This window comes from Paenibacillus tabacirhizosphaerae, assembly GCF_040812395.1.
Taxonomy (GTDB): Bacteria; Bacillota; Bacilli; order Paenibacillales; family NBRC-103111; genus Paenibacillus_E.
On the sequence record NZ_JBFNXH010000001.1, the window covers coordinates 405,690 to 427,536 of the forward strand.

At 47.5% G+C, this 21,847-nt stretch carries 31 protein-coding genes; 3 read left to right on the forward strand and 28 right to left on the reverse strand.

The window, feature by feature from the left end; genetic code table 11:
• Positions 1 to 42: 42 nt before the first annotated feature.
• On the reverse strand, positions 43 to 246 hold the full coding sequence (locus ABRS97_RS01925) for a hypothetical protein (protein WP_367811204.1): 204 nt from the start codon (positions 244 to 246) through the stop codon (positions 43 to 45).
• Positions 247 to 563: 317 nt separating this feature from the next.
• Positions 564 to 2,567: a hypothetical protein gene (locus ABRS97_RS01930; RefSeq protein ID WP_367811205.1), complete on the reverse strand. Its 2,004-nt coding sequence runs from the start codon at positions 2,565 to 2,567 to the stop codon at positions 564 to 566.
• A 263-nt stretch (positions 2,568 to 2,830) separates the two neighbouring features.
• On the opposite strand from ABRS97_RS01930, the gene ABRS97_RS01935 reads away from it, so the two are divergent.
• Complete coding sequence (locus tag ABRS97_RS01935; RefSeq protein ID WP_367811399.1) at positions 2,831 to 2,917, forward strand: putative holin-like toxin; 87 nt, start codon at positions 2,831 to 2,833, stop codon at positions 2,915 to 2,917.
• 605 nt (positions 2,918 to 3,522) lie between these two features.
• Here the strand turns inward: ABRS97_RS01935 and ABRS97_RS01940 are convergent.
• The gene (locus ABRS97_RS01940) at positions 3,523 to 3,726 is read right to left on the reverse strand and encodes a hypothetical protein (RefSeq protein WP_367811206.1); all 204 of its coding nucleotides are present in this window, start codon (positions 3,724 to 3,726) and stop codon (positions 3,523 to 3,525) included.
• 426 nt (positions 3,727 to 4,152) lie between these two features.
• On the opposite strand from ABRS97_RS01940, the gene ABRS97_RS01945 reads away from it, so the two are divergent.
• Positions 4,153 to 4,596: an OsmC family protein gene (locus ABRS97_RS01945; RefSeq protein WP_367811400.1), complete on the forward strand. Its 444-nt coding sequence runs from the start codon at positions 4,153 to 4,155 to the stop codon at positions 4,594 to 4,596.
• 52 nt (positions 4,597 to 4,648) lie between these two features.
• Here the strand turns inward: ABRS97_RS01945 and ABRS97_RS01950 are convergent, their stop codons facing one another.
• The gene (locus ABRS97_RS01950; protein WP_367811207.1) at positions 4,649 to 4,897 is read right to left on the reverse strand and encodes a hypothetical protein; all 249 of its coding nucleotides are present in this window, start codon (positions 4,895 to 4,897) and stop codon (positions 4,649 to 4,651) included.
• Between the two features lie 908 nt (positions 4,898 to 5,805).
• On the opposite strand from ABRS97_RS01950, the gene ABRS97_RS01955 reads away from it, so the two are divergent.
• Positions 5,806 to 6,204, forward strand: coding sequence for a YhjD family protein (locus ABRS97_RS01955; RefSeq protein ID WP_367811208.1), 399 nt, complete (start codon positions 5,806 to 5,808; stop codon positions 6,202 to 6,204).
• Positions 6,205 to 6,223: 19 nt separating this feature from the next.
• On the opposite strand, the gene ABRS97_RS01960 is transcribed toward ABRS97_RS01955, so the two are convergent.
• From ABRS97_RS01960 to ABRS97_RS02075, 24 genes are all read right to left on the reverse strand, one after another.
• Positions 6,224 to 6,634, reverse strand: coding sequence for a hypothetical protein (locus ABRS97_RS01960; protein ID WP_367811209.1), 411 nt, complete (start codon positions 6,632 to 6,634; stop codon positions 6,224 to 6,226).
• Positions 6,635 to 6,769: 135 nt separating this feature from the next.
• Entirely contained in the window at positions 6,770 to 7,411 is a 642-nt protein-coding gene (locus ABRS97_RS01965) for a glycoside hydrolase family 73 protein (protein ID WP_367811210.1), read from the reverse strand.
• Complete coding sequence (locus ABRS97_RS01970; protein WP_367811211.1) at positions 7,411 to 7,659, reverse strand: hypothetical protein; 249 nt, start codon at positions 7,657 to 7,659, stop codon at positions 7,411 to 7,413. Before ABRS97_RS01970 ends, ABRS97_RS01965 begins: the two co-directional genes overlap by 1 nt.
• 1 nt (position 7,660) lies before the next feature.
• Complete coding sequence (locus ABRS97_RS01975; RefSeq protein ID WP_367811212.1) at positions 7,661 to 7,867, reverse strand: BhlA/UviB family holin-like peptide; 207 nt, start codon at positions 7,865 to 7,867, stop codon at positions 7,661 to 7,663.
• A 32-nt stretch (positions 7,868 to 7,899) separates the two neighbouring features.
• On the reverse strand, positions 7,900 to 8,655 hold the full coding sequence (locus tag ABRS97_RS01980; RefSeq protein WP_367811213.1) for a hypothetical protein: 756 nt from the start codon (positions 8,653 to 8,655) through the stop codon (positions 7,900 to 7,902).
• Between the two features lie 4 nt (positions 8,656 to 8,659).
• Positions 8,660 to 9,307, reverse strand: coding sequence for a hypothetical protein (locus ABRS97_RS01985; RefSeq protein ID WP_367811214.1), 648 nt, complete (start codon positions 9,305 to 9,307; stop codon positions 8,660 to 8,662).
• A gap of 9 nt (positions 9,308 to 9,316) precedes the next feature.
• Positions 9,317 to 9,874 carry a putative phage tail protein gene (locus ABRS97_RS01990; protein WP_367811215.1) on the reverse strand — a complete coding sequence of 186 codons (558 nt, stop codon included), beginning with the start codon at positions 9,872 to 9,874 and terminating at the stop codon, positions 9,317 to 9,319.
• The gene (locus ABRS97_RS01995; RefSeq protein WP_367811216.1) at positions 9,871 to 10,923 is read right to left on the reverse strand and encodes a baseplate J/gp47 family protein; all 1,053 of its coding nucleotides are present in this window, start codon (positions 10,921 to 10,923) and stop codon (positions 9,871 to 9,873) included. Before ABRS97_RS01995 ends, ABRS97_RS01990 begins: the two co-directional genes overlap by 4 nt.
• Before the next feature lies 1 nt (position 10,924).
• Positions 10,925 to 11,290 carry a DUF2634 domain-containing protein gene (locus ABRS97_RS02000; protein ID WP_367811217.1) on the reverse strand — a complete coding sequence of 122 codons (366 nt, stop codon included), beginning with the start codon at positions 11,288 to 11,290 and terminating at the stop codon, positions 10,925 to 10,927.
• 44 nt (positions 11,291 to 11,334) lie between these two features.
• A complete protein-coding gene (locus ABRS97_RS02005) occupies positions 11,335 to 11,658 on the reverse strand; it encodes a DUF2577 family protein (protein ID WP_367811218.1) in 324 nt (107 codons plus the stop codon).
• Positions 11,659 to 11,662: 4 nt separating this feature from the next.
• Entirely contained in the window at positions 11,663 to 12,742 is a 1,080-nt protein-coding gene (locus tag ABRS97_RS02010; RefSeq protein ID WP_367811219.1) for an XkdQ/YqbQ family protein, read from the reverse strand.
• Position 12,743: 1 nt separating this feature from the next.
• Positions 12,744 to 13,442, reverse strand: coding sequence for a LysM peptidoglycan-binding domain-containing protein (locus tag ABRS97_RS02015; protein WP_367811220.1), 699 nt, complete (start codon positions 13,440 to 13,442; stop codon positions 12,744 to 12,746).
• Entirely contained in the window at positions 13,435 to 15,102 is a 1,668-nt protein-coding gene (locus tag ABRS97_RS02020; protein WP_367811221.1) for a tape measure protein, read from the reverse strand. Before ABRS97_RS02020 ends, ABRS97_RS02015 begins: the two co-directional genes overlap by 8 nt.
• A 295-nt stretch (positions 15,103 to 15,397) precedes the next feature.
• Entirely contained in the window at positions 15,398 to 15,790 is a 393-nt protein-coding gene (locus ABRS97_RS02025; protein ID WP_367811222.1) for a phage tail assembly chaperone, read from the reverse strand.
• Between the two features lie 57 nt (positions 15,791 to 15,847).
• Complete coding sequence (locus ABRS97_RS02030) at positions 15,848 to 16,282, reverse strand: phage tail tube protein (RefSeq protein ID WP_367811223.1); 435 nt, start codon at positions 16,280 to 16,282, stop codon at positions 15,848 to 15,850.
• A 16-nt stretch (positions 16,283 to 16,298) separates the two neighbouring features.
• Positions 16,299 to 17,354, reverse strand: a complete 1,056-nt coding sequence (locus ABRS97_RS02035) for a phage tail sheath subtilisin-like domain-containing protein (protein ID WP_367811224.1) — start codon at positions 17,352 to 17,354, stop codon at positions 16,299 to 16,301.
• A gap of 12 nt (positions 17,355 to 17,366) precedes the next feature.
• A complete protein-coding gene (locus ABRS97_RS02040) occupies positions 17,367 to 17,807 on the reverse strand; it encodes a hypothetical protein (protein ID WP_367811225.1) in 441 nt (146 codons plus the stop codon).
• Between the two features lies 1 nt (position 17,808).
• Complete coding sequence (locus tag ABRS97_RS02045; RefSeq protein ID WP_367811226.1) at positions 17,809 to 18,246, reverse strand: HK97 gp10 family phage protein; 438 nt, start codon at positions 18,244 to 18,246, stop codon at positions 17,809 to 17,811.
• Positions 18,246 to 18,563: a hypothetical protein gene (locus ABRS97_RS02050; RefSeq protein WP_367811227.1), complete on the reverse strand. Its 318-nt coding sequence runs from the start codon at positions 18,561 to 18,563 to the stop codon at positions 18,246 to 18,248. Before ABRS97_RS02050 ends, ABRS97_RS02045 begins: the two co-directional genes overlap by 1 nt.
• Positions 18,563 to 18,964, reverse strand: a complete 402-nt coding sequence (locus tag ABRS97_RS02055) for a hypothetical protein (protein WP_367811228.1) — start codon at positions 18,962 to 18,964, stop codon at positions 18,563 to 18,565. Before ABRS97_RS02055 ends, ABRS97_RS02050 begins: the two co-directional genes overlap by 1 nt.
• A 15-nt stretch (positions 18,965 to 18,979) precedes the next feature.
• Complete coding sequence (locus tag ABRS97_RS02060) at positions 18,980 to 19,192, reverse strand: hypothetical protein (protein ID WP_367811229.1); 213 nt, start codon at positions 19,190 to 19,192, stop codon at positions 18,980 to 18,982.
• Positions 19,193 to 19,258: 66 nt separating this feature from the next.
• Positions 19,259 to 20,356 (reverse strand): SU10 major capsid protein, encoded by a 1,098-nt coding sequence (locus ABRS97_RS02065; RefSeq protein WP_367811230.1) that lies wholly within the window; start codon positions 20,354 to 20,356, stop codon positions 19,259 to 19,261.
• Between the two features lie 86 nt (positions 20,357 to 20,442).
• Positions 20,443 to 21,156, reverse strand: coding sequence for a phage scaffolding protein (locus ABRS97_RS02070; protein WP_367811231.1), 714 nt, complete (start codon positions 21,154 to 21,156; stop codon positions 20,443 to 20,445).
• Between the two features lie 84 nt (positions 21,157 to 21,240).
• A complete protein-coding gene (locus ABRS97_RS02075) occupies positions 21,241 to 21,846 on the reverse strand; it encodes an SGNH/GDSL hydrolase family protein (protein WP_367811232.1) in 606 nt (201 codons plus the stop codon).
• Position 21,847 lies beyond the last annotated feature (1 nt).

Sequence of the window (21,847 nt, forward strand, 5' to 3'; positions counted from 1 at the left end):
CACAAAAGAGACCGCTACCCGCGCAGTCTCTTTTTCATTTCTTTATTTTTTCTTGGCTTCTTTTAACTCCTCAACGAATACATCGCTTGCATCCCTTGGACTGCCCAGTTCAAGAATGGTATACTTTTTATCGCCAATCATGATGACATCTTCTACTTCAGGCAACGGATCACCCAAATATACCGTTCCTAAATAAACATTGCTGCTCTTCAAACGCAAATTCCATCTATGCTGTTGTTTAGCCATTTCCCCTGATCCTCCCAATGCTCTAATGACATCAAGTTACCATAAATCGTGCAAAGATGAAAGTCTAACTATCCTGCTTGCCCCTGAATGTGGTACATTATTGTAATGATTGTCCAGAAAGGTTGATATGTGCCATGGCTGCTCAAGGTATTTCCGAAGAAGAACTTTCCATGCTGTTATCTGACAATATCCATGATTACCTACGTTCGAAAGAGGAAATCCCCTATATTCCGAGATCCAAAAAGAAACGAAAAAGCCTCAGCTTTTTCGAAAAAATATTTTTCTGGCGGAGGTCCTAGGTGAATGCATGGGGCCTGTTACTTTCCAGTATAGCATCTTAATTCGACCCATTTGCCTGGCGTACCTCCATCGGTACACATCCAACCAGTTACTACATACTTACTTCCATCTAGACCAAGTTCGGTTACATTCATATTATAAATAATCTCGCCTTTTTCCCACGTGTATTCGGTTGGTTTCGTCCAAGCAGCATATTTGCTTTGATTCGCAGCAATATGCCACTTGCCTTGATCAAAATAAATAAACGGTACATTGTTATTTCTATAATTGTTAATATTAAAATTTGCTCTAACTGCATATCTTATATAGATATTACTATTTGCACGCAGATTGGTGACAACCGTATTAGATCCATTAACCGTAATAGCTCTTCCGTTCGTAGCTCCATAAATCGCGACACCATCAATTGTATGATTATTTCCACTTAATTGAATTCCGTAGCCTCCTGTTGATTCGATTAAAGTGTTTTTTATCATGAGATTATTATGTCCGTCAGTAACTACAATAGGTTGAAATGCTTTAATATATCCACCAATAATTCTTAAGTTCGTATTGATCTCGCTTACTGCATCCCTGACATAAATGCCACTGGTATCAGCAGAAAAGTTAATTATATCAGGATCTATGATGGTGTGAATACCCTCCATCATGTCCCGATATTCAAATTTAATGGCATATGGGTTCCAACATCTTATGATTGGATTAATAATGTTTATTTCTTTGGATTTACCTTTAATCACAATAGCCCCTTCTGTGCTATTGGGTAATGTGCTAATTTTGCCTCTAATGATTCCACGAATCACAGATAAAAATTCAATAGCTTGAGCGTCTACATCCGTCATATTTGCGTCGATCGTAATATCATCACACTCTGAAAATTGACATGATTCTATCCTTTGCCCTGAAGGCAATACACTTAATTCTCTAAAATATCTGCAACTACCAATCGAACTAATATCTATGTTCAAATGCCTGCTACCAGCAATTGATATATCGCCCGTCCAGGAACTATTACAGATGGCTTTAAGGTTGACATTTTGCAGGGAATTCCCACGTATAACATAAGTCATGCCACTCGTATTCGTGTTGCTGCCATGTGACGAATTTACCTCTATGTTCATATTATTACAAGAATTTAAAACAAGAGAGTGCATAGAGTGCAGGTTTACAAATGTCGCACTAAGGTTAAAATCACAACTTTGAGAATATGTTACTCCTGGATTATTTGGTTGCAAGCCTGTTAAATACGTATTTACACTACCGCCAACACAATATTTTACTGAGATACTCACCGAATCAAATTTAATACCGCTTTCAATGTCTAAAATTAAAGGTGTGTCCACTTTACTTGCAGATACACCCGTTAAGTGGTATTGGATTTTCCGATCAAGCAAATATCCATTGCTATTTACTTCTGTAATTTTTGCAATAAAACTAATATTAACATTATTTCTAACAGGATCAGGCGTATAAGATTCGTGGTTCACTTTGCCCGAAATTACTACATAGTCACCAGCTACAAAAGTTGAAGATGAGCTTGGCTTAATCATAAAATCTCCGCTCAAAAGCTCATCTAGCGGAGTGCTATCTGAAACCGATGATTCAAATGAGAACTGTCCGCCACCTGTTATTACTGCACCTTCTGAAACAAATTTTATATATTTTTTGCCACCAGCAATAATTTTATTTGAAACTTGATATAATCCAGCTGGGATAAAAATAGTTCCATATTGATTAATCGCTGAAATAGCACGAACAAAAGAAGCGGAGTCGTCTTTATCAGTTTCAAGTTTATAATCTTTAACATTAATAGCGAAGCCAGAAAGCGATGAAGTCGTTAATGAAGTTGCCAATGAAGTTGCCAATGGTGTCGTAACTCCGTATGTGCTCCCACTTACGGTTTGACCTGATGCTGTATGTAATTCAAGGAAACTTTTCCCAGATAATAAAGCAATACCTGCTGCGCCTAACCCAGTTATAAAATTCCTTCTTGATACACGCATATTCTTCTTGTCCTTCATAAAAACACCTCCGGATACACTTCGTATCAAACCCGAACATAACTTTAGTCATTTTAGACCTTATATCCCGTGAATCGACCTCTCTCAACAAAACTTCTATCCTATTTTTCAATTGAAATGTCCATTTTAGCGAAAAGTGTAATTTTAAATTACTTCTCATATAGTTCTAATTACACTTCCAAATTGTTACAAATATAATATAATTTTCTTTAGACGACTTGTATAATGGCGGACACCTCACTTGAAAGGTGGAGGCTGTAAACATGGAAACATTTCAAACTCTTTCAATCATGTTTGCATTTGGGTTGTTTATACTCACATTGTTAACCTACATTGATAAGAGGAAATGATCTACATTGGCACTAGTTTTGGTTTGAAACCATACTAATAGACTAACCGCCAATTACAAGCCGCCATACAAGTCAGGTCAAGTTTAATTTGATCTGACTTTTTTTATTTTAACATTCAACGACTGCGGAACCTCATAAATAATACATAATATATCCAATCATCTGCGATTACATTCTCATACAAACTTACTTTCAAAGTTGCAGAGTTAATAGATTGTGTAGAGAACTCCGAGGTTACCTTTTTCTTTTGCTTAACAAGATTTTGGTCACATTTCTATCATTTCTTTCCATATAATAGCACTGCTATAGTAAAGGTGTCTAGTCAGCCCAGATCCCCATTAGACTACAGCCCTTTTATCAAAATTTGGAAATTATTGTATTCAATTAATGTTTTTTCTTTTTCGAATTTCCAACTCTTTTTTCAGCGCATTTTCAACTGATTCGGCAAGAATATCAAACTTTTCTGCAACTGTATATGTTATGCTCTCTCCACAGTGAGAACAATATTGCTTCTGAAGTTCTGTATGATTTGAACACTTTGGACATTTAAACATTGCTCGAACGCCACCTTTTCGTTTAGTTATCTTGATGTTAGAATGTTTGTTTCATTCCGTGATTGGCTTTAAATCAGCAATTTTTAAAGAGGCTTCTCTATTCGTGTCATGAAATAAAACTTTAACATCTAATTGATTATCCTGTAATTCGAAAGAAAGAATCGTACATCTTCTGCCGCGATTTTTTGTCTTTCTTGGGTTATCTGGTTCAACAGCGTAAGTACTTCCAATACAAAGATTAACCGACTCCATCATTTATCATCTGCCAACCCTCTCATGTCGAATTTTGCATATATCCTAATTTTACTGTTCGTATGGGTACTAAGCAATACAAGATTTACCTCTTCATTACAAAAAGCTTACTATGAAAATGTTGGCTTTTTTATGCTTCGAAATCGCCCTGAGAATATATAACAAATGTTCCGTTTGCATATGTTTTTTTAATTGGGACTATCTGGATATTTTATTTGACACATCGAAATTTTCGGGCAAATCTAGGTACAGATATCGTCATAGATGGTGTATTGTGGAAAGAAAGCATTTTCAAATCTCCTCATGTATTTCTGTATTCACGAATATTCTTTACAAATCTAACAATGGAATTTTATAAATCTCATTAACTTTATCGGAATTATATGATATTATTATTTTGAATCTATTTAATTTAAGGGAGTGAGTAGAATAGCTACTACAACATTTAAGGCATCAGCGCACTTGCAAGAAGGTGTAGTTGTCAAAGTTAGTTCAAGAAATTTCGAGTTTACAATTGATGAACCTAAAAGTCTGGGTGGAACTGACACTGGAATGAATCCAGTTGAAGCACTACTTGGTTCATTAGGAGCGTGTCAATCAATTGTAGCCAGAGTATACGCTAAAAAGTTTGATATTAATCTTGAAGACTTTCGAGTAGAAGTTGAAGGCGATTTGGATTTGGATGGATTCTTTAAGAAATCAGATGTCCGTGCAGGTTACTCTGACATTCGTTACACGTTTTATATCAAAACAGATGCACCTAAAGAACGAGTTGAGGAATTCGTTACATTTTTAGAAGAGACTTGTCCTGTAGGTGATACGATTGCAAATTTGGTCAATCTCAAATTAAGCGGTATTGTTATTGAAAATTAATTTCATATTACATTTTCTACAAAGCACCCTGTCTGGGTGTTTTTTTATTTTTTTAATTTTCAGCAAAAATAGGTGCATCCCAATTCCAGAATCCTTGCTGCCCCTTGGCTGGGCTTGGTACGGGCAATTGCTGAATATCGACCAGTTCCCACGCATAACGGCCAACATCGAACCATCCGAAAGCAACTTTTTGGCCGCTAATGGAGCGAGCGTTTTCCAGCCTGACCAATCCACCAATTGGTGATGTGACCTTCCAGCATTCAACCAGCCTGCTTGTTGCGACAACAACACTGGTAGGCAAGTCTTCTGGTGATGTGATCTATTCGGAGTATCTTCTGATTATTTGCTTTGCAGAACAGATAATCCTGAACCAAACTATGTACCAAATGGCACGATTTCGAGTTTTGATAAGAATTTGTTTTCAGAGGAGCAACTGGAGTTTAACTTGGCTTTTTTAGAGACAATGCAGAAGAAGAAAAATGACCCTGCACAATGATTAGATACAGGGTTACTATTTCCTTTTGGTGGGCAAATAAAAAAAGCACCCGCAGTGGGGTGCTCAATCTTTCAATGATAAGTATTCGGGTTTGCTTATAACTCTTGCCGGCTTTTTGGGAATTGGTTGTAATTCTCCCTCAATATTTTCAACAAGTAATGCACGATCCTTATTGAGAAGATATCCTTTTTTACCAAACCACGCATTTCCGGACATTACTTCATCAGCAACCTGCGAATAATTCTCTACTTCGACTGTATATAGTCTGAAGTTCGTAGAAAAAAGTTGAAAATAAAATAAATGCATCAAGATAAAAAAAAGCCTTATATATCAAGGCTTTTTTCGTGAGATTAAAATGACCTGTAGTGGGCTCGAACCACTGACCCCTACCCTGTCAACTTACGCAAGGAACTCGTTCGGCTCCTCGATCGTCCAAACGGAAGTCCAAACGCCAATAAAACCTTCGTTTGTTGAGCGTTAGGGACAGCTTTCGTCAATCACGTTCTCTTATTCAGTTAGCGTAATTATAGCGCTAGGAGCCGTACCTTGCAATATTTATGAGCTGTACCCTGCGGAAAATTTCATTACTATTATATAGCGAATTTTTAACTCTTAAAATGTTGCGACGTCGCAACATCATCGCTTGCCCTCCGTCCTGTTTCGCAGTATAATTACGAATATATGTTTGCATGATTTTGCCGGAGGTGTCCGTAATGGAACGTGAACGCCGCGAATTACCGACCGATGTAGAGCGTATACTCATCCGTGAATCTATATTACTTCCGTTTTTGATTACGATTGTTGAGAATAACGCTCGCAATCTCGACGTTCCGCTTAAGGACTTGTTCACTTTGGCGGCCAAGCGGTTAATGAGCGATATTAGCGCGGATCTCACCGAGGTGCGGAAGTCACTGCGGGAACTAAAGATTAAAGTATGGGAAGATACGAAGGTGCAGCGCCAGAACGACGCTATATATTACCGCTATGTATGCCGCGGATATGAAGAACAGTACGCTATAATGCGGTCGGTAGCTAAGGCGGAGTTGAGCGTTAAACTGGGGAAATACGTACGGAGATTTACAGAAGCGCTAGAAAACGGTAAAGTCCGTTAATACTAGCGCTTCTTTTTCGTTACTTGACTATAGTTGAGCTCTTAAGAATCCACGATTTTACGGAGCCTCCCTGTTCGGATAGTGCGCCTTTTATCGTAATCTTATCGCCCCGATTTAGCTTCGTTATATCCGTCTTGTCCGCGGCATCGAGAGTGAACGAAGCAAAGTCAGCGTTTCCTACGCGAACAACGACGTGTTTAGCGTTCTTTTCCGATTCATTGACAAAAGCGTCATAAACTTCGCCTGACCATGTAACCTCCGTACCTTTTAGCGTCTTAAAGTACTCGGTTTGTTGCGCGCTCGTACGCTTGTCAAAATCCTTCTTAAATGCAGCAAAACCCGTTTCGCTAGAGGATGACGCAGGCTGGCCGCATCCTGATAATATAGTCACCGCCGCAATTAACGCAAGCATTGCGCTCTTAATACTCATCGCACTTCATCCGCCTTTACCACATATTACCGTTATTGTATACCGATTTGTACGCGCTTGCCTAGCGTAAAGTTCCGTGAAACGCAAAAAAGGAGCGCCACCCCACCGCTATAAAGCGATAAGATGACGCTCCTGTTAAACATCCAGCTTACGGTCAATCCTTCCATCGAGTACGGTATTCACGAATGCTAGTTCCGTAGCAGTCATCGTTTTGTCTACGATTTTCTGCATCCATCCCCACGCGATCTTATCCTCGTTATACGCTTTACCAAAAACTTCGTATACCATGTCCCACTGCCATTGTTCAAGCTTCATCGGCATATTTTCGTCATCCTCCTCGTCATATTTGTTTAATCCGCTGCCTTCAATAATCGCGATCAACTTGGCCGCGTAGTTCGGATCAGTCGCGTATCCCGCCGATTGTAGGGCGCGCGCGGCTCCGGCATAATCCCGTTCGCCACAGCGATCGAAGAATCCCGAGCGAGTATAGCGACCATTCTCCGTTAAGAACGCGGAGTGATCCGTAATACTTCCGCCCCAGTCTTCGTACGCGCGGAAACCGGCTTGAATCGTGACCCACTCGCCGTTAATGAATTCTTGCGTCGCCTGCGTTGTTCCGCTGCCCTTAATGCCGAAGAGGTTGTTGCCGGGCGCGCTCGAGCCGTTAGCACTTTCGAGGCAAGCTTGCGCGATCGTAATTGATGCTAGGACCCCCGTTTTCGCCATGTCCTTTTCCGCATACGGCGCAATTTGTGCGATAAACTCTGCGCGTGTCATTACGGATTACCTCCGGTCTTATTCTTAACGAGAGTATACGCGCCCGCCGCCGTCAGCCCGAGCGTCGTGATCGTAGTAATCTTCGTTTGGATATCGGTCGGCACCAACACGAAGGCAGCCGCCACGATTAGCGCGCTTAGCGGTGCGACTCGGTTAACGATCGATTCGGCGCGCGTGCCTACTGCGATTGATTTCGTGACTCCCACGATTGCTGCAATGAGAGCAGCTTGCGTTAGTAAATCGTCCATATTAACGGTCACCCTTTCGTGGTAAATGATCTTTCATATCGCGAATCTCCGCGATGATTACGTCGTATTTCTCCGAAAACTTATCGAGGAGCGCCTGCAGGCGTCCTTCCCGTTGACTATTCGCGCGCATGACGTAGATAAGCAGCCAAACGAAAAGGACCGCGAACGGTCCCTGCGTTAAAAAGTATTTAAGGATATCGGATTCCACCGCTACACCTCCGTGAAAATTCAGGATGGGATTTATACGTAATACACTTTAGTTCTATACCAATCGGTGGTACTACTGTTTTGCCCAGCGTCGTTGCGTATTCTTAGCTCCCACCATCCCTCGGCAGTATTTACAGCATTCACAAGATAGATTAAGTTTGATCCCGAACCTGCTTGAGTAGCCGCGATGCCTAGTTGGCTACTCCAGTTAGTCCAAAATGAGTAACTCACCGCAGGGTCGTGATAGTCGGTGGAGATACTGAGCATCACAACGTTTAACCCTGCCGGAAAATAAAATCTTTGATAAAATGAACTTCCTGCTGATAGGATACCGGTTGAGGCTCGCGCATCAGTAGCCATTACGCTCTTGATCAATCCATCAGAAGCCGTTCCGTTAACACCGAAAATTGTTACGCCGGAAGGGATTTTTGAAGGTATTAAATTCGCATCTCCCTTCACTATCCCCCCGCTAAAATAGCCTGCCGAAATACCTTGATCGTAAGTAGTGGGCGTAAAAGTTGGCGCGCCTCTATTCGGCATCGTCCCCGCCGTACCCGCGATTGTTGTCCCAACCAGAACGTTAGCCGCCGGTACGACAACGGCTGGCACCGATCCGCTTCCGTTATGATATCCGGCAGGAATCGCTTGGTTTGATGCGCTCGGCGTGATCGTAACCGCGCCTTGGTTCGGCATTGTTCCGGGCGTGCCCGAAAGAGGCCCCGCTGAAAACGTAGATCCCGTCAACACTTGTGCAGCGGTCGCATTTCCCGCGACTATTAATTGTGCCATCCTCTTACACCCCCACGATTGATGCTGACGCGTATACTTGATTCGCGACGGACGCCTGAACGATTACGTTAATTGCCGCCGCTGTTGTCGCGTTTAAAAATAACGGAATAAGACTGTAGCTTCCGACCGCGCTAGATTGCGCGTTAATTAGCGTTGTTGTCTGCGCACCTGTACCATCTGCATACGTAACTTGGACGGTTACGTTTGTCGTTCCGGTGACCACACGGTAATAAACCATCGCCATATAATTACTTTTGTTGACCGTCGGTGTAAACGTCGCAATCGTCGTAGATCCCGTCGTTGTTATCTGCGTATCACTCGCGCTCCCGACTCTACTCGGAGCGATCGGATCACCGGAGGCAGGCGGCGTCGTGACTTTAACGGCACCTCGCGCGGAAGTTGTAGCGGCGGTTACGACCGGAATTGCGCCAATGGCGGTTTGAACAAATTTCGTAGTCGCGAGTTGATCCGTATTCGTCCCGGCAGTCGCGGTCGGAGCCGTTGGCGTACCGGTAAACGCCGGGCTTGCTGTCGGAGCCGCACCGTTATCGATTGCGTCGATTAGCGCTTGCTGATTCGTTAGGGTTACGTTATCCGTCGCCGTCGGGCGCGGCAGCCCTAGTTTCGGTGTTGTCGTAGATATAGCGCACACCTCCCGTTTTTATAAAGTTTCGAACTGACTCCACGTATAGTTGTGCGTAGTTAGCGAGTCCCACGTAAAAGTCTTCGCGTCAAGTGCGCTCCATGTCATATACGTAAACTCAAACGTAATCGCTAAATGAGCCGGTATGATATCGCGTAAAGCCGATTGGATGTCCGTTAGGTTTGCGGGGACTCCACGGTTACTAATGAACGTAATCTTAACCAGGTAATTGGCGGCGTCCTCTGTGACCGAAACCTCGCCGTTGTTGTAACTTTCCGCGACCGTTTTTACGAGTTCGGCCGTTACCGTACCTACTCCGCGTAGCTTCGATTTAAGAACGGATCGCCGCTGATCGATCGGCTTCGCCTCGTCCGTAATGAGTCCGCAAACGCGCTCCCAATTCGCGAGTCCCCACGTCGCTGTATCGATAAAATACTGCGCGAGTACGTCTTGGATCGCGTCATTTAGCGCGATTATTTCCGCAGCCTCACGGTCGACTATATTCATAACGACAGCCGAGTCGCCGTAATAACGCGGTAGATAATCGCGCATATCCTGTGTCACATCGAGGATCATGATACAATCACGCTCCCGAGAATTGCTACGTTACCGTCCGAAATAGTTACGTTTGCCGTGCCGCTATTTATCGTCAGACTTGCGTAGTCAGCAACGGCGGCGCAATCGCCGATAACGTTGGCAACTTTCGTGTAACGAACGACCGGATCAACGAACGCGAGCGACTTAAGGTACGCGGTTAGTCCGTCGAGTATCTGTATCTGCGCTTGTGCCAGTGTTGCGCCCGCCTTTAACGTCAGCACAGCGGAGACGTTAATCGCTACTTCCGTCGCGCCTACGACCGTGACCGTTGCGCCGATCGGTCGGACTGCGTTAATGTGCGCAGCGACATCGGTAACGACGGAAGGGTCAGGCGCGGTTTTGTCCGTATCGAGCAGCACGACTTTCACCGTCCCGTTACCGGCCCAAATCGGGTATACCTTCGCGTCGCCAACGCCGGGCATTTCCTTTGCCCAAGCGAGATATTGATTCGCGTTACCGGACGTCGCCGGTTTCTGAACGCGCTCAATGTAACGTTTGAGTAAGTCCGCGTCACTCTCGGTATCCGTTCCGCCTGCGAAAGCGAGCGCGTTTGTGACGGAAATAATTCCGTTAAGATTGCCGGTAACTAGCGTAATTTTAGCGGCTGCGACGTTACCGGACGCGCCGCCTACGGATGCCTCTGCGGTTACCGTAATTAAACCGCCGGATATCGTCGCGTCCGCAAATGTAACGAAGTAAATCGGGCTGTTACCGCCCGTCGAAACCTGCGTTCCCTTCGGAATGACCGTCCCGTTAGGTCCCGTAAATGAAAGAGAACCCGTAGCCTTAACCGCTTGTTTACGGTAGACTCCGAGTTCTCCACACCTCATATCGAGGTAATTTCCGTACGTTGTGTCCGCGAATCCGAATTTGAGCACGTTGTCGAGTTCGACGTATGCTAGCGCCAATTCAATCGAAGCAGGCGATAACATGTCGAAAGTTAGCGCGCCTTGCCGCTTATCAATATCGGAGGCGGTCGCGTCTAGCATCCGCTGTAATACCGTCGCCTTCGTCTGTGTTTCGTACATTTTACAGCGTCACCCCTTCCGTAATAACGCCCTCTCGCGTCGTAACATCGAACGTGACCGTTAATTTATCGTCCTCGCGTGATAGAACGAAATTGCTCACGTCCGTGATCCGGTCATCGTAGATTAACGCCTCTTTCAGTACGCGCGGAATCTCCGCCTGCAATAGATCGAGCGGAATGTCCTGTCCGATTAAATCTTCGATCTCGCTACCGTATTCGCTATTGTAAATAAGGAAACGGAAGCGCGCGGTCGCGACCGTCTTACGGATAAATTGACGGATAGCTTCCGCGCCATCAATAAAACCGCCGACTTCCCCCGAATCGATGTCGAACGCGTACGTTTTTGATGGGAGTACCGTTTTTGTCACCTTTACCGCCCGTGATTCCGGACTTTTTAACGGACTCAGCGCCACTAATACGTCACCGCCCTGTCGAGGATCGCATACGATTGCCCGTCATTGACCGATACGACAATTACGCGATCCCCCGTTTTAAGTTCGTCTTTGAACGCGAGCGTAACGTCAGATGCTCCGTTGATTGAAACCGTACGATTGTGCGCGGTTAGGCATTCCGCCATAACGACGTCGCTCGCGTCAAGTTCGATCTTCATGTTATCGATTTTGATACGTATAGCAGGCGGCGGCGACGTGACGGTTGCGAACTCGAACCGGTCGAAATCGTTATAGCCTAACCGCTTAATAACCTGCGCTAATTGTCCGATGCCTGAACCTTCCACTTCGTCACATCCCCTCTATGCCTGCTAAGGCTTGCGTAAATTTCGCGTAATCCGCACTATCAATAGGTGTTTTCACGGCTTTCTTCTCCGCGTCGGATTCCTCGTACTCCATCGTCGGCAAATCATCGGTTGCGGAAAGCGTGACGCTCATGCGGTGCGAACCATCCTCGAACGTATGCGTATCGGTCGAAACGTAATAAGCGCCGATTATGCCGGTCATTGCTTCGCGGACATAGACGGCACCGCCCGTTGTTACCTCAACGTTGCCGAGCGCTTCAATACCGGCTTCGTCCGATATCTTACCGAGCTGATCGAGTAGTTCGCGCGCCATTTGCTCTATCTCCGATTGTTTGGCGTCGGAATCCGCTGTCTCTACGTGCTGCATTAATCCGAAACGGTCGATTAGCGCTTGGTTCTTAACCACGGCGACTAGCGGAGCCTTTTCTTCGTCTCCGCCCGTAACCTTCACCTGATTACGCAAGTCTTCAATAGACTGCATATAATTAGCGCCAGTTATATTCGTGCCGTTCTCGAGTACCCACGTCGTAACCATATCGCGCCGTTCCGTAAGGTTAAGTTGGCCGTTTTTCGCGTACAAGAAAAACCGCCTGCCCGTCTGCTTTCGCGTAACAGTAAGCGCGGTCAGCATCATTTCGTACAACTTCTTATTACGTAAATGAAGGCTTGGAATAACGTAATCCGTGTCAGCAACCGTGCCCGTAGGTATTTCGAAGTCAGCGCAAATCTCGCGTATTACAGCACTGGCAGTCATATTTACGAATTTTTTCGTATCCACGTTTTTATCGAGATATACGTTCTCGTCATACGCTAAGAGCGTCATCTTGCCTGCCGAATCGATCTGCGTACGGAAGATAACACCGCGAAACAATTCCGTATCATCGTAAAATAACCGCAGTTCCTTGCCGACTTCTAACGTCAACGCCTGCTTTACGCTATCAATCGTGTTGCTTACGTTAACTTCAAGTTTTCGCGCAGGAAACGTGATGTCGCCTGACCATTGTACAGACGTCACAATAGAGTCGATATAAACGGAGCCGTCATATAAAACGTTAATGACCGCCATGTTATATCACCAACGTTTGGTCAGCGTAGATTAAATTCGGATTCGGTCCAATAGCCGCCGAGTTCTTCGCGTAAATCTCGCGCCATCTATCTCCGTCTCCTAGCATTCTCTGCGCGATCTTCCACAACGTATCACCATTCCTCACTTTAACGGTAGAGGGCGTTTCACGCGTGTCCGGACGCGAAGACTGCTCCGTTAGGGCGACCGTACTGGAATCGGTTGAAGACGAGGTTACGCGCTTGAACTCAACGAAACGGTATTCTTTAAGTGATAAGTCGAAGTAAATGTCGCCGGGCGAACCCGCCCGTTCCTCGTACGTAAACGAACGAATCGTAATCGGCGTATTAACGTAGCCTGACTCTTCTGTGATGTCGGCGCTTTTTAGCGGATTGCCTGTAATCGTCAAACGCGCAGGACGGCCGCTAGCCTTCCAGCTCTCGATAAGGCGAACAGCGTCTCTCGGATTAGGAATCGATTCATATTCGCAATAGGATGGGTTGTAGTCGCGTGGAAAGAACGATGAAAACGAAAAATCACGCAGCTTAGCGTTACCTATTACGGTAAATTCGCCTAATTGCGTGACCTCGATATCTTCGTACCCATGCGTTGAGCTAACGCTGATTGTTTCAGGGTTAACGGGCAGCCGCAAACGCTCGGCACCGCTGTTGAACGTTAACCAATACTGTAGCGTATTAGCCATTAACCATCACCGTCCCATATACGTTCATTTCGCGCGCAATAGCTTTGGCGATCGCGTCAATGTCAGATTCTTGGCGTACGACGAACGTATTCCCTGTTACTGTTACGTTGCCCCGTCCGCTACCGGAACGCCATGAGTCCGCTTCGGACTTCGTTAATACCGCCTCGTCCTTATGGAGACGCGAATTGTACCCGTTGAACGGAACGCGAGAGAGTCCGCCCGCATTACTACCGTTTACCTTGTCGTCATACATCTGTTGTCGTTTGTAATCGTACAGGGCTTTACCACCCAGTCGGTTACCGTTTGCGTCTCGAATATCTGGCGTATCGAAGAATTTTATTCCGTCCATGAAATTCTTCATCCCCGGAATAAATCCGTCCTTAAAAGCGCTGACGTCAGAGGACACGCCGTTATATACGTTTTTTGCGGAATCCACGATCGGCCCCGCCATTCCGCTCCCTACTCCGATAGCAGCCGCAGCTTTTACGGCTAATGGCCCCGGTGTTGAGATAAACGTTAATAGCGCCGCCATCTTTGGATTTTCCTTCGAAAATTGTTCGAGTCCGTCAAGCATCCCACTCGCTAGTGACTTGCCAAGGTCAGCGCCAATACTTCGTATTTTATCCCCTGATGCCGATAGCGCGTCACTTAGGTACCCGATTAGCGAACTAGTAGCGTTAGAGATTTCCGTGCTCCCGCCGGAAGAGTACCAATCATCGAACGCAGATTTCAACGAGCTAAAAACGTAATCAACTTGCGCTTTTAACGTCGTTAACTTGTTGAATTCCGGATTATTAATAAATCGGTTTCGAATAAAGCTAGCTGCCATCTCGAACTTACGGATAATCGCGTCAGATACGGAGCCTACAACGCGTTGAATGTTCGCGCCCCACCGGTCGATCGTCGTTTTATTGTTATCGATCCATTTCGTAAGTTGCTCGAAACGCGGACGTAACGCATCGCCGATGCCATCACCGAATTTGACGAGGATCTTATTGTCGAACGTATCTTTCATCGTTGACCACATGCCTTGCATCGATTTACTCTGCTTCTCCATCATCTTCGGGAAACGTTCGTTCATGCCGTCGATTAGCGCGTTAATTGCCTTATCCGCCGGAATGACGCCTTTTTCAGACAACTTCATAACTTGCGCAGTTGATACGCCCATTCGCTTAGCGAGAATGTCCCACGCAGGGATACCGGCTTCCGTGAGTTGCATCATCTCATCGCCGCTAACCTTCGCCTTCGCTTTCATCTGACCGAGCGCAAGCGTAATCCGATCGATCCCCTCACCGCCAAGTCCCAAGCCAGACGCAGCGTTACCAACGCCAGTCAACATCGGAATGATATTCCTCGCGTCAAATCCAAACGCGAGGAGTTTCTTAGACGCGGCACGAACTTGTGGCAGTTCGAACGGAGTTTTATTCGCGAAATCCGCCAAGTCTCCGAGAAAATTCTTCGCTTTATCCGCGCTTCCGAGCATCGTTTCGAACGCAATGTTCGCTTGTTCCGCCTCGGACGACAACGTCATCGCTCTATCTAATCCGCTTTTGGCGAGACCAAGCGCTTTATACGCGCCAACTGCCGCCAATATACCGGTCGTAATTTTCCCCAACGACGAACTTGCGCTGTTGCTCGCCGACCTAAACGCGCTCCCCATTCCGCGAGCCGCGCGCGATACATTATCCGTTGAGGCCGCCGCCTTCTTAACGCTCGTATCGAGTTCCGTAACGGAGCGCGCCGCCCTTTTTACCGGACTCGAAAAGTTATCAACGAGTTTGAGCTTCGCGACCAAATCGTATGCGATATGCGTTACCTCCCTTCTTCACGTGCTAAAAGGACGGCCGCATACATGAAGTTCCGCGATCCCTTCGGCGCGTTGTAAACTTCGTGCGGCATGCGTCCTGTCCGTAAAAAAATATCGGAGATGAGCTGCGCCTCGCCATCTCCGCGTATTAGTTTTTTATTTCTTCGATCTGCTCCGCGTCGTCACCGTAACCGGACAGCGCCGTAATCTCATCCGCGAGCTTATCGATCTCGCCCGGCAACAATCGCGCTTGGATAACGTCAGCCGCCGTGGCTCCGAACTTGGCGAGCGCCGTATCCGTCCAATCCGGACTAACGCAGCCCTTCTGGATAACGAGCACCTTAAACAACACGTTATCGACCGTTGTGCCGCCGCCCTTTACTGGGTATGACGCTTGGTCGCGTACTTGCGCGATTAACTTACCGTCAAGTGCCTGGATGCGGAAACTAACGCCGAACCTACGCATATGGACGTCTTTCTCCGGTTTCAATTCGGTGTCGAGTAATGCGCGTAGAATATCGTCTGTATTTTTAGCGGACATAGTAAAACCTCCGATTTATTTTCGAAATTAAAAAGGACGACCGAAGTCGCCCCGTGATTAAGCGGTGATTGCGTCGAGCCACTCGAAACCGTCGAATACATACGGCCACTCCTGTTCGACAACCGAACCGTGCTCGAATTTCATAATGTCAATCTTCGTAAACTGTACGCCCTTCAAGCGTACACGTTCGTGCCCATACGCTTCGGGGTCCGCAAGCTTAAGGATCAGCTCGCAAACAAACGCGCCCTTTGTGTCGTCCGTAATCTGCGCAACACTTCGCGCGAGTTCCGACGTAATCTTATAGCCGGTGATCGAGCCGGAATATTCGATTGTGCCCGCTTTGTTGCCGACTGCTCGCGTACCGGACCGTTTAATCTTTTCGTACGAGATGTCGGCGGTCGCTTCCGCCTGGTAGAAATTCGTCAGCCATTGGCCGTCTTTCCAAACGGTGCCGAACTCGCCCTTAATTGTGCGCGTAGAATCCAATGCCATCTATTTTCACCGCTTTCTATACGTTAATGGTCAAGAAGATGCGCTCCATACTGTCGACTTCGACGTATGAGATCGCCAGATAAACGCTATCGCCTACGGAGCTATATTGCGGATCGAGAACGACAACCGGTGACGTCAGCACGTTCGCCGTCTCCAACGTTTCGAGGTACAGTTTGACCGCGCTAATCAACGCAGCTTGACCGTCCGCGTTATTATCGATCTTGCCGATATAGGCGTCGGATGCCGTTTTCGTAACGTCGTTCGACACCGCCTGTCTTGCGCGGATTGCGCGAATCTTCGTGACATTCGTCGTCAGTCCTTGTTCGACTTTTACTTTCGCGCCGTCGTTCGTCAGCACGAGGGAACCGGCCGCTAGCGCCGTCTTTGTCTCCGCGTTAGTCAAGCGTTTAGTTACGTCAGCGACCGAAGTAGCAACCGCGTAAGTAATCGACTTGTTAATCGGCGTTCCTGCGATAAGACCCGCAAGCCACGGCGCATATCTACCGGAGCTATAAGACGTGCCCGCAATTGTAACGCCACTTACGAGATTAACCGCGTAGTCGTCAAGTAAGCGCACCGATCGCGCGTTACCTGTTGCTGGCGTAGCGTCGTCCGCTGTCGTTACGCAACCGAACACGCTAACGAAGTGCTTGCCATCCGCCTTGTTAGCCTTCGCCCACGTAAGCGCCGCGTCTTGTTCCGTGCTCGCCACTTCGCCGTCGAAAACGAACACGTTGAATGGGCGCGTATCATACGCTGTGCGCATGTCCGTGTAGTCCGAAGCCGTCGCGGATGTCGGAAGCGTATAAACGAGTACTTCCTTCGCGCCGCCGCTCAGCGCAAACTTGATCGATTGAATATTCCCCGTGCCGAAAAGTGCCGCCGCCTCCGTTTCGTTAGCGACCGTGTAGAAAGTCTTCGCCGCTGCGGTGCCACCATTGAACGCCTTTAACGGAATAGCGACCGTGCCGAGCGTTCCGCCCTTAATCTGCGCGGCGGCTGCGGTTTTAAAGTTGATATATAGACCGGGTCTAGTCGGTAAAGCCGTAGGGTCCCAAGATCCGCCTGCCATTCGTTAACCTCCTCATAGAATCCGCAAATGAATCTGCGTCATCTTGTCGTATTGCTCTTGCGTTCTTGCCTCGCGTATTTGCGTTGATAGAACGCCAACCATCGCAAATAACTCGTTATCCGTCTTAAGCGGCTGTGATAACGAAAAAGACTCGACGCGAATGTATCGCAGCGAGTCCTTGATCGGTATCAATAACGTTTGGTAAAGCGCCTTCCTTAACATATCCATTTTCGCGAGCACTTCCTGCGCGGATTGCCCATAGCACAAGAACTGATATTCGCGATCAGTCCGCGTATGGAACCGCGTTTCGCTTTCGGTACTATCGCTAAGAAATCGAATGACGAACGTATTTGCGGTCGGCTTAAGTGGCGCGGTCTGCTTCTCGATTATTGCCGTCGGATGAACGGATTTAACGAACAGCTCAACGGATTGGATATCGTTTATCAGCGACACGTCACCACCCCTTCCGCTTTAGTTCGTCTTTGATTTCGTTCTCGATATCGCGCAGCCATTTGTCGCTTTTATATATCGCGGGCGTATCGATAAATTCCGGAATCGTACCGGATGTTGACGGATGCTTAAAGCTGCGACCGTGTTTCCGCGGGTAAACTTCGTGTAAATAGTACGCGTAGTTAAACCGTCGTCCTCGCTTATCGGTTTCAACCGCGACCGCGCTAATTTCGCCGGTAATGTCGAGACCGTCTCCGCTAACCCCCGTTGTGATTCCGCGCCGCAACGTCCCTTTGTCTAACGGAGCGAGATCGGTCGCGTCGCGCTTCCATTCGTCGAGGGCATCGTGCATGCCGCGTTTGGCTCCGTTTGCAATCGCGTCGCCTGCGTCATCGAGCGCGTGAAGGAACGCGGAAATGTCGATTTCGAATGAACGCGCCATTATACGAACACCTCCGTTAAAAGCGGTTTACCGCCGATTCCGCGTTTCACCTCGATACCTAGCGGTTTTCTCGTGACCGTTACACCGTTTTCGTTCGTGTACGTTATCGTGTCGTCGTATGAGACATTCGCTAATTTATCGAGTGTTACGCGCAGGCTTGTTACCGCCTCCTGTCCGTTCGATGCCGTAATTACTTTCGTTTCCTCAACTACGCGCGCCTTAAGCGTTACCGGCCCGCCATCAACTACGCCGCCCCACCCATCAGAAGAACCCGCTTTCGTAATAATGACCGACTGTTTTAACGGAATAAGCGCCATTAAATCACCGTCCATCCGACGTTACGGCGCGAAAGTTTAATGCCGCCATTAGCCGCGCTGATTAAATCGAGCGCCGTCTGCGGAATAAACTTCGCCAAGTCAGCGCCTGCAAACGTGACCCCCGCGTCTTTAAACGTGAAGGCCGCCGTACCACTTATGCTAACGGATGTGACTCCTTGCTGACCGAGCTTATTCGTATCGTTAAAAGCAATCGCGAACGTATTTGCCGTCTCATAAACCGCGTTATCCGGAATCGTATACGTTGGGTACTTTGTCGTTAGCGTACGTGATGCGACGTTTAACAATCGTTGTTTTCTCGCTCCGTCGCTGTCCGACCAGTCCTCAACGTCGATACAATAGCCCGCGATATACGCGTCCGCTCCCGTGATATTTACCGCCATTTAGCGCAACCTCCTCTATTTTGCGGAGGGTTTAGCGCGTGCTGGCGCTTTTGGCGCTGCCTTCGGTTCCTCCGATACTTCTTCCGCTACCTGTTCCGCGTCTGAGAGTGCGTCAAGAACCGCGATCTCGTCCGCGTTATCTGTACGATATTCGCCCGCGTGAAATTTCCGTAACTCGCCGCCAACGTAGAACGAAAGCTCTGCGTAACGTGACGTGTATTTTGCCATCGTTTACCTCCGAAAAGTAAGGAGTCCGCAACATTGACGCTACGGACTCCGTTTAATTACGTTAAATTACGCTAATCCTTTAATGCGAGCGTGCGCTTTTTCTTGGTTAAGCTCCAGCGTGTACTCACCGACAAGCATACCAGTCTTGTAATCGCCTTGTTGCCCCATATACATGTGGAAGAAATCGCGACTAGCGAGCGGACGGATAGCGACGCGGTTAACGTCAACAATCAACGCCTCCTTAGCGTCAAGGTTGTTGTTCAAGATGATTTCGAATTGACCGAAGTCGCTTACGAAATGGTCAACAACTTGACCGCGGCTGTTCTCGGATTGCGAGATCAGGATTTTGTTCGCGTCGAGTGCGGAAATGGCGCGCTTTTGCTTCGCCGGAACCATGATCTTAAAGTTACCTCCGGAAGCAAATCCGCCTTTTTCGTAAATGGACTGCAAGCTGTCATTAAGTTTTGTCCCATCAATCGCCGCCCCTTGCGCATCGGCCACGTTCGTTTGGATGAAAGAACGGATACCGCTCATTTGGCGAACTTGGCCGTTTTGGTAAGCAACCCCGTTGATAACGGCTTTTTCCAAAGAAAGCGCGAGTTCGATTTGTTTCTTTTGTTTCTCGTATTCGTAAAGATCACTGATACCGTACTGCGTGATCGCCTCGGCAGACCCGGAGATTTGTACGGAATCATCGAAGATTTGCGTGTAGTTGGACTTCGACGTGCGCGCTTTGTACCGTGCCGTACGAGCATCCGCACCCTCCGCACCTTCTACGAATTGAACTTCAATTTTCGCTTGGTCAGCGATTGCCGCCGCCGTCGTACTAGCGTACCCGCGCGTAACAGTCAGCGTCTTAGTTCCCGTATTAATGGCGGATACGTAGATCAATTCGTCAGCTACTTTAACAACGTGACCAACGCGGAAAGGCTCAACGTCGACAACAACGATGGCTGTTCCGCCGACAAGGACGGAACCGTTAACCTTCGACTCATCCGCGTAGATTTCGTCTTCAAACCATTGGTGCGTTGTTTGCGTAACTGGCTCCGCAAAGCCAATAAGGTTGAGAAGCGGAGTTTGATGCGGATTGAGCAACAGGATTTCGTCAACAACGGACTGTTTCTTGCCGATAAGAGATGCGTCATAAATTGGGGCTTTAGCCATGGGTTAAATTCCTCCTGATATTTACGTAATTTTGTCGGAAATAAAAAGACGACCCCGTTTTGAGGCCGCCATAAGCGGGTATTGCGCTATTGACTTAGCTCGCGTTTGAGAGCCGCGTATGTGACTTGGTCTTCGATCCTTCCGGACTTGCGCGCTTTATCGGCGGCGTCCGCTAAAAGTTGCTCCGCCGTCTTCTGCGTTTTGTCATCGGCATGATTCGTACCCTCACCGATTTTTTTCGGTGTTGGCTCTTTCTTCACTTCCGCCAGATACGGTTTATCCTTTACAAGCGCCTCGATCACGTCTTTAACGCCGACCACATTACCGTCGTCATCAACACTTACCGCGGAAGTGTCAGCGAGTTTGAATGCGTCGTCTAGCGCATCGGGACGGATACCGGATTCGCGAGCAAGCGCGCGGAATTCCGACTTAATGAGGCGTTGATTAGCGGTAGTCAGCGCCTTTTCTCGCGCTTCTTCGGCGGCCTGCGCCTTGTCTACCGCTTCTTTTTTCTCCGCTTCCAGGCGTTCTTTTTCGGACAATTCCGCCTTGGAGCGTTCTGCTTCCGCTTGTTTCAAGCGTTCACGCTCCGCCTTGATATCGTCGTAATCCGCGAATGGCTTCTTGGCGCGTGCTTTCTCGCGGGCGATTAGCGCGTCAAGGTCGGCCTGCGTCATCGTGACCATGCGCTTGCCGGCGTCGTCACCCTCGCCGTTACCATCATCATTACCGCCTCCGCCTCCGTCGGCATTGTACATTGGCGTTAATCTATCGTTAATTGCGTCAATAAATCGTTTCATTGCGTTACCTCCGTTTAAAGACCGTCGTCTATCGATTAATAGAACCGTTACAGTTTAACGTCGTGAACGTTTGGACAGCGGAAATTAGTAGTCCGCTTTGGTTAATCGATTCAGCCATTGCCCTGTTTGCACAACGGGATATAGCAAGTTGTACAGTTGCAAGTGCCCCGCCGTGTTGGGGTGAACGCCGTCGCCAGTATACGTGGCTGCTTGCGCGTCGGGCAATACAGACTCAAAGCGAACGTAGTCAACACCTTTCGTCTGCGCTACTGATACCATAGCATCGCGGTACTGTTGAATCGTCGGTGTACGGTTACCATCAGACGTACCGCTAGGCGTGCAGCAGATAATGTGACATTTTGGATTTCTGTATCTGATTGCGTCGATGATAATGCCTACGTTAGTCGTATAGTTGGCAACTGTAGTCTTATTGGCAGCGGTCGAATTACAATCATTCATACCAACGCCAATGGTGACCAAATCAGGGCGCATTCCGCCCGTAAGCCATCTAATATTGCTGACCAAGTCGGAGGTTGAAGCACCGCCGAGTCCTTTGTTAACATGGCGAATATCTCCGTAGTCTACGCCTATTTGCCGGAATATTTTATGCGCATATAGTCCATCGCCGGGGGTTACTTGTGAGACTGTGATCGAATCGCCCAAAGCTAAATATAATCCACCTTTATGCAAG